The following is a 16,033-nucleotide window of genomic DNA, read 5'->3' as shown; positions in this document are numbered from 1 at the left end:
TCCCGTCCGGCCTCAAGGCTGTTCCGCTGCCTGACTCGCGGCTCCGGCTAGCCTCGGCGATCCTCGGTCTGGTCGGACTGGGATTGCTGCTGAGCCTGCTGCCGCGCACGAGCTTCGTGGCGCGATCGGCTGGGGACATCGTCGATGCGGTCGGCCCGGTGTGGCCCGAGCAATCGGTGGAGCAGGTCCTGGATGACGGGCTTGGCGTGGTGTCGGAGATCCGGATTTGGGGCGCCGCCGGCGCGGACCGCGGCCAGGAGGCGCCGGTGGTGGCGGCGCTGCTGCAAGGACCGGACCGGGAGCTAGTCCGGCAGGACCGAGTCGGGATCAAGCCCAGCCATCTCCTCCAGCCCTACGTGCTTGAATTCCCGCCATACCATCCGGTGCCTGGAGAGGCGTTGGTCCTGCAGCTCTGGGTGTCGGATGAGCGGAGCAACCACGCCATTTTCGGCACCACGGAGGCTGGTGGTGCAGGTGGGGGGCCGACGCTCAATCTCAATCCGACCGACCAGGGACCGCTGGCGTACGAAGTGATTTGGCGAGGCGAGGGATGGCGGGCGGCGCTGGCAGGAGCGAGTCTCGATCTATTGCGCCTGGTCGGCGGGATTGTCGCGGCGGTGGCGGCCGTGTTGCTCAGCCCCCCGGTCGCACGCCGCCTCAGCCGAGTGCATGGGAGATTGCAGGCTGCCGTTGTCGTCGGCGGAGCAACCGCGGACAAGCTGCGGCTGGTGGGAGCCCGGCTGCGCGTGCAACGCCCGCCCTTGGAACCAGCGGCTGGGCGTCGCGCCTTCTATGTCTTTCCATGGCTCATACCAGCGTTTGCCATTCTGCATTTCCTCGCGACGAACCTGATTCTCCTACGAGCATACGAGGCAATCCTTCCGAGCGTTGTGATTATGGCCGGAGTTACCGGCGTTTTCGTCGCGCTTCGAATTGCTCTCAACGGCGCGGAGCCGGCAGCCTTACTCACGGGGATACTCGGGGTCATATTCTTTTCCTATGGCCATATATATGCCGCCGACGTAGAGCAGCCGGATTGGAGATTCCTCCTGGGGATTGGAGTGCCGATCATCGTCGGTTCCGGCATGCTATTGCGAGGTCGCACAGACTCCTTGCAAAGGATCGGTCAAATCCTCAACTTTGCAAGCATTGTGCTTGTCGCGTTCCCGATGTTCCAGCTCGCGCAAGTGCTCCTTTCGACTCAAATTCAGCAGCCTGAAGAAAGTTCTATCCTGGCAAATGCGACTGATATTGACCGGCAAATCAATGAGGGTCTGGTCGCGAGCTCGTCGCACGAGCTGCGGGATGTCTACGTGATCCAATTGGACGGATATCCCCGCAGTGGTTCGCCGGAGTCATTTGACAACAGTGCGTTCGTGCAAGAACTGAAAAACCGTGGATTCTATGTCGATCCATATGCACAAAGCAACTATACGTGTTCGGTTTGGTCGATCACATCGTCTTTGAATATGAGTTATATTCAGCATGCCCACCCCTGCAAGGAATCTCTGGGGGATACATACCGGATTTACGATGCGGCGCTTGACCATGCTTTAGGCAGAGTGCTAACTGGACTGGGATACAAGTACGTTCACGTGTCGTCGGGATGGCAAATGACCGCGACGAGTCGAAATGCAGATGAAATCGTGGATTTCACGCCTCAAGGTCGTATCATTTCCGGGTACGTCGACTATGACCAGCGATCACAATATAGATATCATTGGCAGCGGGCCTTCAGTTTATCCAACAGATTCATGAGCGAGTTCTTGAGGACTACGCTCGCTAGCGGCATGCATCGTCCGGATTCATTCCAGGCTGAAGATCACTATGTGGATTCGTGGGAGGATCCTCGGCGCGTTCTTGATTGGATGGACTATATGAACGAGCTTGGTGCGAATGCATCGCCGCAGTTTGTCTATGCTCATCTGGTTAAGCCCCACTCCCCCTATTCGTTCGATCAATATGGAGAAATCGCGCCTAGTGGTGCTTGGTCTCACGACCATGACCCGACGGTGAAATCGGCGCTTTACGGCCAGATAATCTGGCTGAATTCAAGGTTGCTTGAAATCATCGATGGAATCCTTGAGCGGTCTTCGATTACACCGATCATTGTCATAATGAGCGATCACGGCATAGAAAACTGCAGTTTCTCGCCGATCTGTCACCATATTCTTGCAGCTTATTTGTTCCCGGAAGGCGGGGATATGCCTATGTATAATGGAATTACTTCGGTTAATATATTTCGGGCGATGCTGCGTCAATACTTCGGTGTAAACCTTGAGCTGCTGGAAGTATAATGGAATTACTTCGGTTAATATATTTCGGGCGATGCTGCGTCAATACTTCGGTGTAAACCTTGAGCTGCTGGAAGATAGAATCTATTTGTCGCCTGGTTAGCCCGGGACGCAGCGCGCGACGCTGTTGTGCTGCGTGGGGGGCGAGATTGGGCTAAGCGCGCACCCGCCGCGGCTCGCTGCTGAAGCCATCCCGCATCGGCCGCTGGCCGCCGACCAAGCCCCGCCATAGCCAGGCGCGATGTGGCACGCCGTCATCATCGCGCTCGACCTCAAGTCGAACGCCCCGACCCCACATGGCGTCGATCCCGTGCAGCCGTTCTACCGTCGCCTCGAGCGCAAGCCGCAGACTTCCCACGGCGTCCTCGGAATCCACCGGAACCGCATGGCGACGGTTCGGATGCGCGTAAAGCGCCTGGACCACGGCTTCCATGGCGGCATCGTCAAGTGCGGGCATATCGGTGTCCCGGTCGGATCGGCGGCGATGATCGTAGCAATCCCGGCCAACGCCTTGCGGCGCACTGGTGCACGTGGCTGGGATTACACCCGTCGCGCCCTCCGTGCCGTCGTCGATCCACGCTTGGCGTACGATTCTGAGGCGTTCTGCACTCCCTGAATCAAGCACGCCATGCCGCCTGACGAATACGTTCGCATCCCGGAGGCAGACCTTCGGGACTTTGACCTAGGGCTGCTGCAGGGGCTGGGGCTCAGCTCCGACCATGCCGGCATCCTGGCCGACAACCTCATCGCCGCCGACATGCGCGGCGTCCGCACCCATGGCCACGTGATGCTGCCGAAGTACTGCAAGGAGATCCGCCGCGGGTCCACCAACGCCGAGGCTCAGCCGCACATCGTGAGCGAAACGCCCGCGACGGTGCACGTGGATGGCGACCGCGCGCCTGGTGCGGTGGCGGGCCACTTCACCATGCAGGCGGTCATTCGGAAAGCCGGCGCCAGCGGGGCAGCCACCGGATTCACCAGGGGGAGCAACCATTTCGGCGCGGCCGCCCACTTCGCCATGATGGCGCTCCCGCACGGGATGATCGGGTTCGCCGCCACAAACGCCGGGCCCACGATGTTCCCGTTTGGCGGGCGGAAGCGAATGGTCGGCAACAACCCCATCGCCTTCGCCATTCCCGCGGCTCGTGAGCGCCCCATCGTGCTGGACATGGCGATGTCCGTCTCGGCCAACTCGCGCGTCGCGATTGCCGAACGCTTGGGGCAGACAGTGCCCGACGGCTGGATCTTGGACCGCCATGGTCAGCCGAGCAGGGATCCCGCCGATCTTGCCGAGGGATCCGGCGTCTCCATCGGCGGACCCAAGGGCATTGGCCTGGCGCAGGTGGTCGATCTCCTGGCCGGCGTCCTGGCCGGCGCCAGCTTTGGACCAAAGGTCGGGCGTCAGCAGCCCGATGGGAGCCACGGCGACACCGGGCACTGGTTTCACGCCATCGACATCGCGGCCTTCATGCCGCCTGACGTGTTCACGGCCCTCGTCGATCAGCAGATCGCGCTGTTCCATGAGTGCGACCGTGTGGAAGGCACGTCGCGCATCTACGTGCCCGGCGAGATCGAGTGGGAGCGCTTCGATGAATCGCGCGAGCTGGGCGTGCCGCTGCTTCCATTCGTGGTCGACGACCTCAACGCGGAAGCCGGGCAAACCGGCTCGTCCGAGCGGCTCTAGGCGCGGGCGTCGTCTCCGTTGGGGGCCGTGATCGCGGGCTCGTAGGCCTCCACGAACTCGATCACCTCGCGGGTCAGGCGCGCGGGCGTGGACGCCCCCGCCGTGATCCCCACTCGTTTCGTATCAACAAACCACTCCAGGTCGATCTCGGCGACGGTGTCCACCAGGTGCGCGGGCTTGCCCTTGATGTCCCGCACCACCTCGACCAGGCGCCGTGAGTTGGAGCTGCGCGAGCTTCCCACCACCAGCACCAGATCGCACTCGTCGGCGGCGGCAACGGCCGCTTCCTGGCGGTCCTGGGTCGCCAGGCAAATGTCGTTGTGCACCTCGGCGTCGGGGTATTTGTCCAGAATGCTGGAGATGATGTCCTCGGTGTCCCACACGCTCAACGTGGTTTGCGTGGTCACGGCGATGTGCTTCGCGTCGAGATCGAGCTTGGCCACGTCGTCCGTCGACGAGACCAGATGCACGTGATCGGGCGCTTCGCCGATCGCCCCTTCCGGCTCGGGATGGCCCGGCTTGCCCACGTAGATGATCTCGTAGCCCTTGTCGACCAGGTCGATGATCAGGTCGTGCGTCACGTAGACGTCGGAGCAGGTAGCGTCGATCACCGTCAGCCCGCGGTCCATCGCCCGGGATTTCACCGCCGGCGAAACGCCGTGCGCCGTGAGGATCACCGTGCCGCTTTCGATCTTCTCCAGCCCCGCAAACCGATCGTCCAGGTCGATCAGCTTCACGTTGTATTGGGCCAGCTCTTGCACCACGTGGGCGTTGTGCACCAGGTAGCCCAGCATGTACACGGGGCCCTCGTGCGTTTGACCGGCCTCCTGCGCCAGGCGGATGGCGTCCACGACGCCATGGCAGAAGCCCCGCGGCGTTATTCGCAGAACGTCCATCGCAGCCCCTGAGGTTGCATCTGCCCTATCCTACCGGCCCGGCGCTATCCGGCCAGTTGCGCCGCGAGTCCGGCGGCATCCGTGACCGGCAATTCGCAGGCGAAGTTGCGGCACACATAGGCCGTCGCCGCCCCATTGACCGGCGGCCGACCGACCAACAGCGGCACCGCGGTCGACTCGGAAGGCGCCGCCGCCGCGACCACCTGGCGGGGTCGGTAGGTGGCGAACGCGGTGTCGATGAGCTCGCGCGTACCGGGATCCTGAAGGTCGCCCACGATCGCGACTTCGTGGGCGCCCGCGAGCGTAAAGTCGGCCGCGCACAGCCACTGTCCGAACCCGGTGGCATGCTCGCCGGCGAATCGTCCAACCAGCGGCAGCGCCCGCGCCACCGCATCGGCAAATCTTGCTTCCCCCGTCAGCGCGGCAAGCTGTGCCAACACCGTCGCCGCCATCGCGTTGCCCGAAGGCGTGGCGTTGTCCTGGACGTCCTTGGGTCGGGTGATCAGCGTTTCGTGGTCCTCGCTGGTGTCGAAGAAGCCCCCTGCCGGATCCGCGAAGTGCGCCAGCATGGCGTCGGCCAGCTCGCACGCGGCCTCAAACCACCTCGGATCGAAAGTCGTCTGGTAAAGCTCCACCAGGCCCGAGGCGAGGCACGCGTAGTCCTCCAGATAGCCGTTCAGCTTGGCCTGCCCGTTGCGCCAGGTGCGCCACAAGCGTCCATTGGGACGGCGCAGCTCGCGCAGCGCAAACTCGCCGGCGCGCACCGCCATCTCGCGGTAGTCCTCGCGATCGAGCACCCGCGCCGCGTCCGCCACGGTCGCCAGCATCATGCCGTTCCACGCCGTCAGCACCTTGTCGTCCAAGCCGGGCCGGATGCGGCCTTCGCGCCGCTCCAACAGTGCTGACCGTCCCAGCGCCAGACGCGCCTCGACCTCCTCGACCGCCAGACCGTGCATCGACGCCAGCACGTCCGCGTCGCGCACCCGCCGCAGGATGGTCTTGCCCTCCCAATTGCCGCCTCGCGTCACGTCGTACGCGTCGCGGAAGAGAGGCGCGTCGTCTCCTAACAGCTCATCCACCTCGGCCAGCGACCAGACGAAGAACTTGCCCTCCTCGCCTTCCGAGTCGGCGTCCTGCGTGCTGAAGAACCCGCCGTCCGGGTGCGTCATCTCGCGCGCCACGTAGTCCAGCGTCGCTTCGACGACCGCCCGGTACTCGGGATTGCCCGTCACCTGCCAGGCGTGCAGGTACACCCGCGCCAGCTGGGCGTTGTCGTAGAGCATCTTTTCGAAATGCGGCGCCAGCCACTCGGCGTCAACGCTGTAGCGATGGAAGCCGCCGCCGAGCTGGTCGTAGATGCCGCCGCGCGCCATCTTCGTCAGGGAACGCTCCACCACCTCCAACAGCAACCCTTCGCCTGTGGCCACGTGCCGTCGCAGCAGGAACTCGAGCGCCATGGGCTGCGGGAATTTGGGCGCCGCCCCCCAGCCTCCGTGCTGCCGGTCGTGGCTCGCCGCCAGCACCCGGCCGGCCTGACCGAGCTTGTGCTCCGTGAGCTCGCTCGGCGACGCGCCCACTTGCACGCGCTGCAGCGCCTCCGCGAGTTGCTGGGCGCCGTTGTCCAGGTCGTCGCGCCGAATCACCCAGGCTTCCCACACCTGCTTCAACAATTGGAGGAACGACGGCATGCCGTAGCGCGGCTCGGGCGGGAAGTAGGTGCCGCCGTGGAACGGCCGCCCGTCGGGCATCAGGAACACCGTCATCGGCCATCCCCCGTGCCCCGTGATCGCCGTGACCGCGCTCATGTAGATCTGATCCAGGTCGGGCCGCTCCTCGCGGTCCACCTTGATCGAGACGAAGTGCTCGTTCAGATAGGCCGCCGTGTCGTCGTCCTCGAACGACTCGTGCTCCATCACGTGGCACCAGTGGCAGGCCGCGTAGCCGATGCTCAGGAAGATCGGCCGGCTCTCGTCGCGCGCCTTGGCCAGCGCCTCCTCGCCCCAGGGAAACCAATCCACCGGGTTGTGCTGATGCTGCAGGAGATAAGGGCTGGACTCGGCGGCGAGGCGATTCGGCACACGGGAACCCATCGGTGAGCCGCGCGGACTGCCGAGCGGCCGCCAATTCTCACCCGGCGGCCGGCCTGCCGCCAACGGCGGACGCGTACCATGCCAGTCCAACAGGCGGATCGAAGGAGTCATTGCAATGACGCTCAGCGGCAAACGCGCCCTGGTAACCGGAGGCAGCCGCGGCGTCGGCGCCGCCACGGTCGAGATGCTGGCCGAGCGCGGCGCCTCCGTCGCCGTGAACTACGCGCGTTCGAAGGACCGTGCCGACGAAGTTGTGGACAAGGCCCGCGCCCACGGCGTGGCCGCCGTGCCGATTGCGGCGGACGTCAGCTCGCCGACTGCCGCGCGAGCGCTCGTCGCCGACGCGGTCGACGCCCTGGGCGGCCTCGACATCCTGGTCAACAACGCCGCGGTCACCCGCTTCAGCGACATCCTGAACCTCGACAGCGTGGAGGATGAAGCCTGGGACGTCATCTTTGCCACCAACGTCCAGGGGCTGTTCAACGTCACCCGCGCCGCCGCGCCGCACCTGCGCGCCGGCGGGGCGGGCGTGGTCGTGAACGTGGGGTCCGTCGCCGGCATCGGCGACTCCGGCAGCTCGATCCCCTACTGCGCCTCGAAGGCGGCGGTGCACAGCCTCACCCGCACCCTCGCTCGGGCGCTGGCTCCCGATGTGCGCGTTAACTGCGTCGCGCCCGGATTCATCAACACCGAGTGGCACTACGACCATCCCGACCCCACGTACGCCGACACCAACCGCGAGCGAGCCCGCACCGGCACCTATCTCCAGCGCGTCTGCGAGCCCGAGGACGTGGCCGACGCGATCATGGGCTTCGTGGTCCACAACCGTCTGGCCACCGGACAAGTGCTCATGGTCCACGGCGGCAAGCCGGTTTAGGCACTCCGCTCCGGTGGCCCAGGCTGCGTGCCCGGTGGCCCAGGCTGCGTGCAGCCTGGGAGATTGAGCCCCGGCCGGTCCCACGCTGCACGCAGCGCGGGCCACCGGACCTCGCTGTTCGCTCAGAGCTAACCCAATAGTCCCCGCATCTGATCCCGCAGCAGCGTCGTCTCTGTCAGCACGTACATCTGGTTGAGACCCAGCCACGGCGTGGTCACTACCTCCGGCGACGCCGTCCGCAATGTAAGTCTGCTCACAAAGCGCCAGCACATCCCCTCGCGGCGTCGCGGAACTCACACAGGCGCCGTCCGTGCGCGCCCCACACTTGTCGGACCTAGCATGCGGCGTCTCCCGCCGCCCTCCGCGATTCGAGAAGCGCGATGCCCACGCCCTTGGGAGCAGCATCTTGTTTCGCACCTGCCACGCGCGGCTCTGGCGGAGACAGGACCTAGTTGGAACCGAGCCCGACCGAGTCCGGCCCGGGGGCGGATTGATGAGGCGGTTCGTGCGCCGCGTGCAGAGCCTTCGAGTTGTCGGCGGCCTGCCCGTTCCCGAGCTCTCGCTGGGAGGACTCGCCGCCCATTGCGCCCGCCACCCGTGGCGCACCGTCGGCATCTGGGCGGCCATGCTTGTGGCGGCGAGCGCGCTGGTGGCGACGCAGCTGGGCGGCTCGCTGACGACCGATCAACGGATTTCGAATAACCCCGACTACGTGCGCGGCGACCAGATCATCGCCGAGCGGTTCGACCGTCCGGACGGCGTCACCGAACTGGTGATCGTGCAGGCCGAGGCGACGACCGTCGACGAGCTGCCGTTCCGCACCACGGTCGAGCAGCTGCAGGCCGACCTGATCGCGCTCGGCCCGGCAACGGTCCAGGGCGTGTTCAGCTACTACCAGACCGGCGATCCCTCGCTGGTATCGCGTGACCGGCAATCGCTGCTGCTGCCGGTGCTCATGAGCGGCGATCTCGAGGACGCAATCGTCAACGTCCACCGGGTCCACGCCGTCGTCGACGCTATCGAAGCCGAAGGCTTCACCACGCATGTGACCGGTCGTGCCACCGGCGGCCAGGACTTTCGCGAGATCGCCGAGCGCGACCTGCAAAAAGGCGAGCTGGTGGCCTTGCCAATCGCCTTTCTGATCCTGGTGCTGGTCTTCGGCGCCTTCGCCGCGGCGCTGCTCCCCATCGTCCTCGCCGGGGTGGCGATCGTCATTGCCCTGGGCGCGACCGCGCTGATCGGCCAGGTGTTCGACCTCTCGTTCTTCGTGGTCAACATGGTCACGATGATGGGTCTGGCGGTCGGCATCGACTACTCGCTGTTCGTCGTGTCCCGATACCGCGAGGAGCGCCGCGCGGGCCGCGACACCGTCGACGCAATCAGGACCATGGGAGCGACCGCGAGCCGCGCGGTGCTGATCAGCGGCCTGGTCGTCATCGTGGCCCTGCTCGGGCTGCTGGTCATTCCCGTCAACGTGTTCCAGGGACTGGCCGCCGGCGCGATCCTCGTGGTCGCCGCGGCGGTGTTTGCGGCGCTCACGCTGCTCCCGGCGGTTCTCAGCCTCATGGGCGATCGCGTCGATGCCCTCCGTCTGCCGTTCCTCGGACGACTCGCCGCCGCCGCCAACCGCCGGCGCGGCCGACCCCTGTGGGACCGCCTGGCTTACGCCGTCATGCGCCGGCCCATCGTCAGCCTGGTCATCGTGGTTGGCCTGCTGGCCGCGGCCGCGGTGCCCAACATTGGGATCAACACGGGCTCCTCCAGCCTTTCGAGCCTGCCGCCGGGAACTCGAACGCACGATGGACTTGCGGCGCTACAGGATGAGTTCCTCGGTGGCCTGATCTCACCGGCACGAATCGTCGTCGACGGCGACACCTCTGTGGCCGAGGTGCAGGCGGCGATCGCTCGGCTGCAGGCGGCGCTCGCCGACGACCCGGAGTTCGGTCCCTCGCGCCTCGAGATCAGCCGCGACGGCACGGCGGCGCTCATCACCGTGCCGCTGGTCGCGGAACCAACCAGCGGCGCCGGCGCCGACGCCGTTCGCCGTCTGCGGGACCAGGTCATTCCGCAGGCGCTGGCCGATGTCGACGCCAAGGCCTACGTCACCGGCGTCACGGCGCAGAACGTGGCCTACTTCGACGTGGCCACGCAATACACCCCGGTGGTCTTCGGCATCGTCCTCAGCATCAGCTTCGTCCTGCTGCTGGTGGTATTCCGCTCGCTGATCGTGCCGGCCAAGGCCATCCTCATGAACCTCCTGGCGGTCGGGGCCGCCTACGGCCTCATCGTGCTCGTCTCCCAAATGGGCTTCGCCGCCGATCTGCTGGGCTTTCAGAAGGTCACGGCCATCGAGGCCTGGGTCCCGATTCTGCTCTTCGCCGTGCTGTTTGGACTCTCCATGGACTATCACGTGTTCCTGCTCAGCCGCATTCGGGAACGCTTCGACCGTACCGGCGACAACGCCGAGTCGGTGGCGTTCGGCCTGCGGCGGACGGGCGCGCTCATCACCGGCGCCGCCCTGATCATGGTGGCGGTGTTCGGCGGATTTGCCTCCGGCGACCTCGTCGTGTTTCAGCAGATTGGCTTCGGGCTGGCGGTTGCCGTCGCCATCGACGCCACGCTCATTCGTTCCATCCTCGTGCCGGCCTCGATGAAACTGCTGGGGTCGCGCAACTGGTGGCTGCCGCGACCGCTGCGCTGGCTGCCGCAAGTCCGATTGGAAGGCGCGGTCGTGACTCCGCCCAAGCCGACGGTCGCCCTCCGCAAGCGCCGCACGCCCTAGCCCAGACCCAACGCGCGTCCCCGCCGCGTCTCTCCGTCGGTTTCCTATTGCATCCCGAGTCCCGTCCCGTCACCATGCCTGTCAGAGGAGGCCCGCATGCGCATCGACCGCCTGGACGTCTACTACGTCCGAATGCCGCTGATTTACCCCTGGCGCACCGCCTACGGCGAGGACTACGACATCGACTCGGTGCTCGTGAAGGCCACCAGCGGCGACCACGAGGCCTGGGCCGAGGCCACCCCGTTCTTCGCCCCGCACTACGTGAACGAGTGCGCCGGCGGCGTCTTCTACCTGGTGGCCGAGGTGTTTGGGCCGCACGTGGTGGGACGTGAGTACGACACCGCGCAGGACCTACACGACCGGCTTGCCTTCGCCAAGGGCAACGGCTTCGCCAAGGCGGCGGTCGAGCTGAGCTGGTGGACGCTGGAGTCAAAGATTACCGGCACGCCGGTCCATCGCCTGCTGGGCGGCGAGACGCGCCCCGTCATCGCCGGCGCCGATTTCGGCGTGCAGGATTCCATCGACATGCTGCTCGGCAACATGCAGCAGGCCGTGGACGCCGGCTTCCCGCGCACCAAGCTCAAGGTGCGGCCGGGCTGGGACGTCGACATGCTGCGCGCCGTGCGCTCGACGTTTCCGAATCACCTCATCCACATCGACTGCAACTCCGGCTACACCCTCGACGATCTCGACACCTTCGAGGCCATCGACGATCTGGGGCTGGCCTTCATCGAGCAGCCGCTGGGCTGGAACGACATCCTCGACCACGCCGAGCTGGCGCGAGCAATCGAGACCCCGATTTGCCTGGACGAGTCCGCCCGCGACCTCGAAATGGTCCAGCAGGCCATCCGCATCGGCGCCTGCCACTACGTCAACATCAAGCCCGGCCGCGCGGGCGGATTCACCAATTCCGTTGCGATGCACGACGTCTGCCGCGACGCCGGCATCCCCGTGTGGATCGGCGGGATGCTCGAGAGCTCCGTGGGCGCGGCGCTGTGCGTGGAGCTCGCGACGCTGCCCAACTTCACCTATCCCGGCGATCTGTTCCCGTCGTCCAAGTTCTACCGCCAGGACCTGGCGGAGCCAGCCCTGGAGTTGGAGCCCGATCTGACGTTTTCGCCGGCGACCGAGGGCCTTCCCGAACCCGACCCGGAGCGGCTGGAACGCATGTCGACCCGGCATGCCGTGGTAACGCCCCCGTCCGCGTAGGGGCGCCCCTCGTGGACGCCCGTGCGAGTCGGTCCGGGCAGCCACAAGAGCTGCCCCTACACCGACTCAGAATTGCCCGGTGGCCCGACCTCCCTACAGCGTGAGACCGAGCGTCCGGTAGGGGCGGGTCTCAGACCCGCCCGCACCCAATTACGCCAAGATCCCATGCTACGCCGACGCCGTCGCCGGCTGACCTCGCACCCGGTGCGTCTCGCGCACCAACAGCAAGAAAATGAGCCCGCTGGCGAATCCCGCCGCCGCCAGGTAGAACGGCGTCGCGTCGGGACCGGCGGCATCCGCCACCACGCCGACGATCAGCGGCCCGCCCGTCATGCCGGTGTTGCCCATGAACTGCCAGACGCCCAGGAACGGTCCCGGCGACTCGCGGGGCGCCAGGTCCGAGCCGAGGGTCAGCATGGCGCCCGACCCCCACCCGTTGGCCACGCCCGCAAACAGCCCCACCACAATGAGCCCAACGAAGTCCTGCGCCAGCGGCAGCACGGCCATGGACGCGCCGAGCATGACCATCGACGGCGCATTCGTGAACTTGCGCCCAAATCGGTCCATCACGTAGCCCGCGATCGGAAACAGCGTCATGTCGATGGCCGACGAGGCGCTCACCACCACGCCGATCTCGGCGGCGTCCAGACCGAGGACGAAGGCCCCATAGATCGGAATGATTACCTGCCGCCCCGCGCGGGCGGCCGATGCCAGCACATGCCCCGTGCCGGCCGTGGCGAGGTCGCGCCAGTGATCCCGCAGCACCGCCCACAGGCTCGCCGGCGCCACGTGCCGCGCCGGAACGCTGCCCAGCGGCCGCTCGACCCGCTGCCGCATCAGCAACATCGGCAGCACGCCGACGACGGTGATGAGGCCCGCCACCAGGAAGCACGCCTCGTAGCTCACCAACTCGGCCAAGGCGCCGCCCACGGCGGGACTGGGAAACAGGCTGATGCGCATGATCCCGCCGAACAGCGACATCGCGCGCCCCCGGTGGTGCTGCGGCACGGCGGCCACCAGGTGCGACATGCGCGAGATCGTCCAAGTCGCCATGCCGATCCCCGCCAGCGCGCGGAAGACCACCACCAAGGTGTAGTCGCGCGTGAAACCCATCGCCATCGTCGCCGCCGCAATCGCGAGCACCCCCACAATCGCGGCGCGATGCTCGCTCCAACGCGCCTGCAGCAGACCGGCCGGGACATTCCACAGCAGCGTGCCCAGCCCGGTCACCGCCACCGCCAGCGTCACCAGCGTGTAGTTCACGCCCAGCTCCGCCGCGAACAGCGGCAGCGTCGGCGTCAGCATCCCGACGCCGAAGAACATCAGGAACGCCGGCAGGTACACGCCGGCGATCAGCGGGCGCAGGGTTTGGAGCACGTCGGGGATGCGCACGGGCCGGAATATAAGTCACGCGCATTCCTGCCCGGCCGCGCCGCGTCCTATGCTGGCGTTTTCCCGCCGCAAAGGAGTCACCCATGAAAGCCATTCGCGTCCACACGCCGGGCGGCATCGAGGCGCTCAGCTACGAAGACATCCCCGACCCGTCGCCCGCGCCCAACGAGGTCCTGGTGCGCACCGAAGCCGCCGGGGTGAACTACATCGACACCTACCAGCGCACCGGCCGCTACCCCGTCGAGCCGCCGTTCACGCTGGGCATGGAAGGCGCCGGCGTGGTGGTGGAGGTTGGGTCGGAGGTGACCTCCCTCGAGGCTGGCGATCGCGTCGCGCACGGCACCGAAATCGGCTCATATGCCGAGCTGCAGGCCGTCGCGGCCGACCGGCTGGTGCGCATTCCGGAAGCGCTGGACACCCGCACCGCCGCTGCCGTGATGCTCCAGGGCTGCACGGCGCACTACCTCACAACCTCGAGCTTCCCGCTGCGCGCCGGTCACACCGCGCTGGTGCACGCCGGCGCCGGCGGCGCCGGTCGCCTGATCATTCAGATGGCCAAGAAGTCCGGCGCGGAGGTCATCACCACCGTCGGCACACCCGCCAAGGCGGAAGTCGCGGCAGCCGTGGGCGCGGATCACGTCATCAACTACAGGGAAGAAGACTTTCTTCCCAAGGTCCGCGAGCTCACCGACGGGGCCGGCGTGGACGTGGTGTACGACGGCGTCGGGAAGGCGACCTTCGACCGCGGCCTCGATTGCCTCAAGCCGCGCGGCTACATGGTCCTGTTCGGCGCGGCCAGCGGCCCCGTGCCGCCCATGGACCCGCAGATCCTCAACCAGAAAGGATCGCTATTCCTGGCGCGTCCGAGCCTTGGGCACCATCTCATCACCTCCGAAGAGTTCGCCTGGCGCACCTCGTCCGTGCTCGGCTGGGTCGCGGACGGCTCGCTCGAGCTGAAGATCCACGGCGAATACGCCCTGGCCGACGCCGCCCAAGCCCACACCGACCTCGAAGGCCGCGCCACGAGCGGGAAGCTGCTGCTGATTCCCTAGCCACGTGTGCTTTCCATGCGACCGGTTGCTGAATTCGATCTAGCGGAGGCGGCGCACCGAAGGACGACTCTCATCCGTTCGCCCTGAGCTTGTCGAAGGGCGCCTCCCGAGCCTGCCGAAGGGCGTGGTTCGACAGGCTCACCACGAACGGAACCTAGATGCTCGGTTGAACACCCTTGGAACCAAGGGTCGCGGACGCTTCGGCTACGACCAGTCCCCCAGCCCCGGCTCGCGGCCGAAGGCTTCAAGCTCGGCCTGCGCGCCCTGGAGCACGTAGAGCACGTCGGCGCCCAGGGTCACGAAGCGCGCGCCGTGCTCGATCCAGCGCTTGGCGGAGTCGGGCGGACCGGCGGAGATGCCCGGGATCTTGCCCTGGTTCCGGCAGGCGTCGAACACGCCGACGACGCAATCCGTGTGCTCCGTGCTTCCCTGCTCATGCCCGATGGATGCGGCCAGGTCGGCCGGGCCGACCCACGTGCCGTCGACGCCGTCCACCGCCATGATCTCGTCTGCCGCCTCGGCGGCCTGCTTGGACTCGATCTGCACCATGATGAGCAGCTCGTCGTTGATCCGGTTCATGTACTCCGGCCACTGCGCGATCGCCCCCGCCGCGCCGAGCGATCGGCCGCCCGCGGGCGGATACTTGCAGGCGTGCACGACCTGCTCCGCTTCCTCGGGCGAATCCACCATGGGAACGACGATCCCGGTGCAGCCCTCGTCGAGCAGATGTCCGATGGCCGTGTACTCGCTGCTGAGCACCCGCGGAATGGGCACCGCGCCGCCGGCCCGCGCCGCCATGAACGCCGCCGACGTGGACTCGCGCCCCCAGGTGCCGTGCTGGTTGTCGATCAAGATCCAATCGAATCCCTGCCGCGCGAGCAGCTCCACGATGTTTGGGCTGCCGAGCGCGACACCGACGCCCAGGGCCACCGCGCCGCGGCGCAACTTGGCCTTGACGGGATTGGTCAATGAGTCGATGCGTGCCATTTGTCGCTACTCCCGCAAGCTCGCCAGCGCGTTGAACTCCGCCGCCGCGCTGGTTCCTACATAGATCTTGTCGCCGCCGGCGCTGACGAAGGTGCAGCCGGCCGCCACCCACTTTTCCACCTGCTCCACGCTGCCCGCGGCGATGCCCGCGGCTTTTCCGTGGCGCTTGCAGGCCGCGATCATTTCGTTCACCGCCGCGTCGTGCTCGGGCGTGTTGCGCGCGTGGCCGAGCGAGTTCGCCAGGTCGGCCGGCCCGAGCCAACAGGCGTCGATGCCCGGCACCGACATGATCGCGTCGGCGTTTTCGATGGCCTCGCGCGACTCGAGCTGGATCGCCACCAGGATTTCGTCGTTGGCCCGCTCGCGATAGCCGGGGCCGTAGACGCTCGCACCGCTCACGCCGTCCGAGCGGCTGCCGATGGGCGGATAGCGGCAGGCCTGGACCACCCGCTCGGCCTCCTCACGGTTGTCGACCATCGGTACGATCACGCCAAGCGCGCCCTCGTCGAGCAGCCGGCCGATGGCGTAGTAGTCGTTTTCGGGCGCGCGCACCATGGGCGTCGATCCGCCGGCCCGCACGCCCATCATGGCGAGGGACGAGGACTGCCGGTCCCACATGCCGTGCTGGTTGTCCACCATGACCCAGTCGAACCCCGCGCGCGCCAGCACTTCGGCGAGAAACGGCGCGCCGAAGCCGCAGCTCACGCCGAGCGCTACCTTGCCGCTCTCGAGCCGTTGCTTCGCGCGATTGGTCAGCATCGGGACGGTTT

General features: G+C 66.7%; 13 protein-coding genes. 6 read left to right on the top strand and 7 right to left on the bottom strand.

The genetic code is table 11. The features are described from left to right. Positions 1–83 precede the first annotated feature (83 nt). Positions 84–2,297 (top strand): hypothetical protein, encoded by a 2,214-nt coding sequence (locus OXG79_01465; GenBank protein ID MCY3782436.1) that lies wholly within the window; start codon positions 84–86, stop codon positions 2,295–2,297. Positions 2,298–2,448: 151 nt separating this feature from the next. Here the strand turns inward: OXG79_01465 and OXG79_01460 are convergent, their stop codons facing one another. Continuing rightward, complete coding sequence (locus OXG79_01460) at positions 2,449–2,751, bottom strand: hypothetical protein (protein MCY3782435.1); 303 nt, start codon at positions 2,749–2,751, stop codon at positions 2,449–2,451. A 171-nt stretch (positions 2,752–2,922) separates the two neighbouring features. Here OXG79_01460 and OXG79_01455 point away from each other — a divergent pair, with 171 nt between their 5' ends. Next, positions 2,923–3,978 carry an Ldh family oxidoreductase gene (locus OXG79_01455; protein MCY3782434.1) on the top strand — a complete coding sequence of 352 codons (1,056 nt, stop codon included), beginning with the start codon at positions 2,923–2,925 and terminating at the stop codon, positions 3,976–3,978. On the opposite strand, the gene OXG79_01450 is transcribed toward OXG79_01455, so the two are convergent. Then, on the bottom strand, positions 3,975–4,874 hold the full coding sequence (locus OXG79_01450; protein ID MCY3782433.1) for a 4-hydroxy-3-methylbut-2-enyl diphosphate reductase: 900 nt from the start codon (positions 4,872–4,874) through the stop codon (positions 3,975–3,977). The genes OXG79_01455 and OXG79_01450 overlap by 4 nt on opposite strands. A gap of 44 nt (positions 4,875–4,918) precedes the next feature. After that, positions 4,919–6,964, bottom strand: a complete 2,046-nt coding sequence (locus OXG79_01445) for a thioredoxin domain-containing protein (GenBank protein MCY3782432.1) — start codon at positions 6,962–6,964, stop codon at positions 4,919–4,921. Positions 6,965–7,079: 115 nt separating this feature from the next. Here OXG79_01445 and OXG79_01440 point away from each other — a divergent pair, with 115 nt between their 5' ends. Then, the gene (locus OXG79_01440) at positions 7,080–7,841 is read left to right on the top strand and encodes an SDR family NAD(P)-dependent oxidoreductase (GenBank protein MCY3782431.1); all 762 of its coding nucleotides are present in this window, start codon (positions 7,080–7,082) and stop codon (positions 7,839–7,841) included. A gap of 128 nt (positions 7,842–7,969) precedes the next feature. Here the strand turns inward: OXG79_01440 and OXG79_01435 are convergent, their stop codons facing one another. Further along, positions 7,970–8,098, bottom strand: coding sequence for a hypothetical protein (locus tag OXG79_01435; protein MCY3782430.1), 129 nt, complete (start codon positions 8,096–8,098; stop codon positions 7,970–7,972). A 236-nt stretch (positions 8,099–8,334) separates the two neighbouring features. Here OXG79_01435 and OXG79_01430 point away from each other — a divergent pair, with 236 nt between their 5' ends. Both OXG79_01430 and menC read left to right on the top strand, forming a co-directional pair. Beyond that, on the top strand, positions 8,335–10,623 hold the full coding sequence (locus OXG79_01430) for an MMPL family transporter (GenBank protein MCY3782429.1): 2,289 nt from the start codon (positions 8,335–8,337) through the stop codon (positions 10,621–10,623). A gap of 96 nt (positions 10,624–10,719) precedes the next feature. Beyond that, positions 10,720–11,832, top strand: a complete 1,113-nt coding sequence (menC, locus tag OXG79_01425; GenBank protein ID MCY3782428.1) for an o-succinylbenzoate synthase — start codon at positions 10,720–10,722, stop codon at positions 11,830–11,832. Between the two features lie 168 nt (positions 11,833–12,000). Here the strand turns inward: menC and OXG79_01420 are convergent, their stop codons facing one another. Continuing rightward, positions 12,001–13,224, bottom strand: a complete 1,224-nt coding sequence (locus tag OXG79_01420) for an MFS transporter (protein MCY3782427.1) — start codon at positions 13,222–13,224, stop codon at positions 12,001–12,003. An 83-nt stretch (positions 13,225–13,307) separates the two neighbouring features. On the opposite strand from OXG79_01420, the gene OXG79_01415 reads away from it, so the two are divergent. Beyond that, positions 13,308–14,276 carry a quinone oxidoreductase gene (locus OXG79_01415; GenBank protein ID MCY3782426.1) on the top strand — a complete coding sequence of 323 codons (969 nt, stop codon included), beginning with the start codon at positions 13,308–13,310 and terminating at the stop codon, positions 14,274–14,276. Positions 14,277–14,480: 204 nt separating this feature from the next. Here the strand turns inward: OXG79_01415 and OXG79_01410 are convergent, their stop codons facing one another. Both OXG79_01410 and OXG79_01405 read right to left on the bottom strand, forming a co-directional pair. Then, the gene (locus OXG79_01410) at positions 14,481–15,263 is read right to left on the bottom strand and encodes an aldolase/citrate lyase family protein (GenBank protein ID MCY3782425.1); all 783 of its coding nucleotides are present in this window, start codon (positions 15,261–15,263) and stop codon (positions 14,481–14,483) included. A gap of 6 nt (positions 15,264–15,269) precedes the next feature. Then, a complete protein-coding gene (locus OXG79_01405) occupies positions 15,270–16,022 on the bottom strand; it encodes an aldolase/citrate lyase family protein (protein ID MCY3782424.1) in 753 nt (250 codons plus the stop codon). Positions 16,023–16,033 lie beyond the last annotated feature (11 nt).

This window comes from Chloroflexota bacterium (assembly GCA_026706485.1).
Taxonomy (GTDB): Bacteria; Chloroflexota; UBA11872; order UBA11872; family UBA11872; genus JAJECS01.
Note: the sequence above shows the minus strand (reverse complement) of the source record. Positions and strands in the feature narration are given on the sequence as shown.

Bases quoted from the DNA above. Each gene is read 5' to 3' on its own strand.
- OXG79_01460 (MCY3782435.1), bottom strand. From the start codon at position 2,751: ATGCCCGCACTTGACGATGCCGCCATGGAAGCCGTGGTCCAGGCGCTT.
- OXG79_01455 (MCY3782434.1), top strand. From the start codon at position 2,923: ATGCCGCCTGACGAATACGTTCGCATCCCGGAGGCAGACCTTCGGGAC.
- OXG79_01450 (MCY3782433.1), bottom strand. From the start codon at position 4,874: ATGGACGTTCTGCGAATAACGCCGCGGGGCTTCTGCCATGGCGTCGTG.
- OXG79_01445 (MCY3782432.1), bottom strand. From the start codon at position 6,964: ATGGGTTCCCGTGTGCCGAATCGCCTCGCCGCCGAGTCCAGCCCTTAT.
- OXG79_01440 (MCY3782431.1), top strand. From the start codon at position 7,080: ATGACGCTCAGCGGCAAACGCGCCCTGGTAACCGGAGGCAGCCGCGGC.
- OXG79_01430 (MCY3782429.1), top strand. From the start codon at position 8,335: ATGAGGCGGTTCGTGCGCCGCGTGCAGAGCCTTCGAGTTGTCGGCGGC.
- menC (MCY3782428.1), top strand. From the start codon at position 10,720: ATGCGCATCGACCGCCTGGACGTCTACTACGTCCGAATGCCGCTGATT.
- OXG79_01415 (MCY3782426.1), top strand. From the start codon at position 13,308: ATGAAAGCCATTCGCGTCCACACGCCGGGCGGCATCGAGGCGCTCAGC.
- OXG79_01410 (MCY3782425.1), bottom strand. From the start codon at position 15,263: ATGGCACGCATCGACTCATTGACCAATCCCGTCAAGGCCAAGTTGCGC.
- OXG79_01405 (MCY3782424.1), bottom strand. From the start codon at position 16,022: ATGCTGACCAATCGCGCGAAGCAACGGCTCGAGAGCGGCAAGGTAGCG.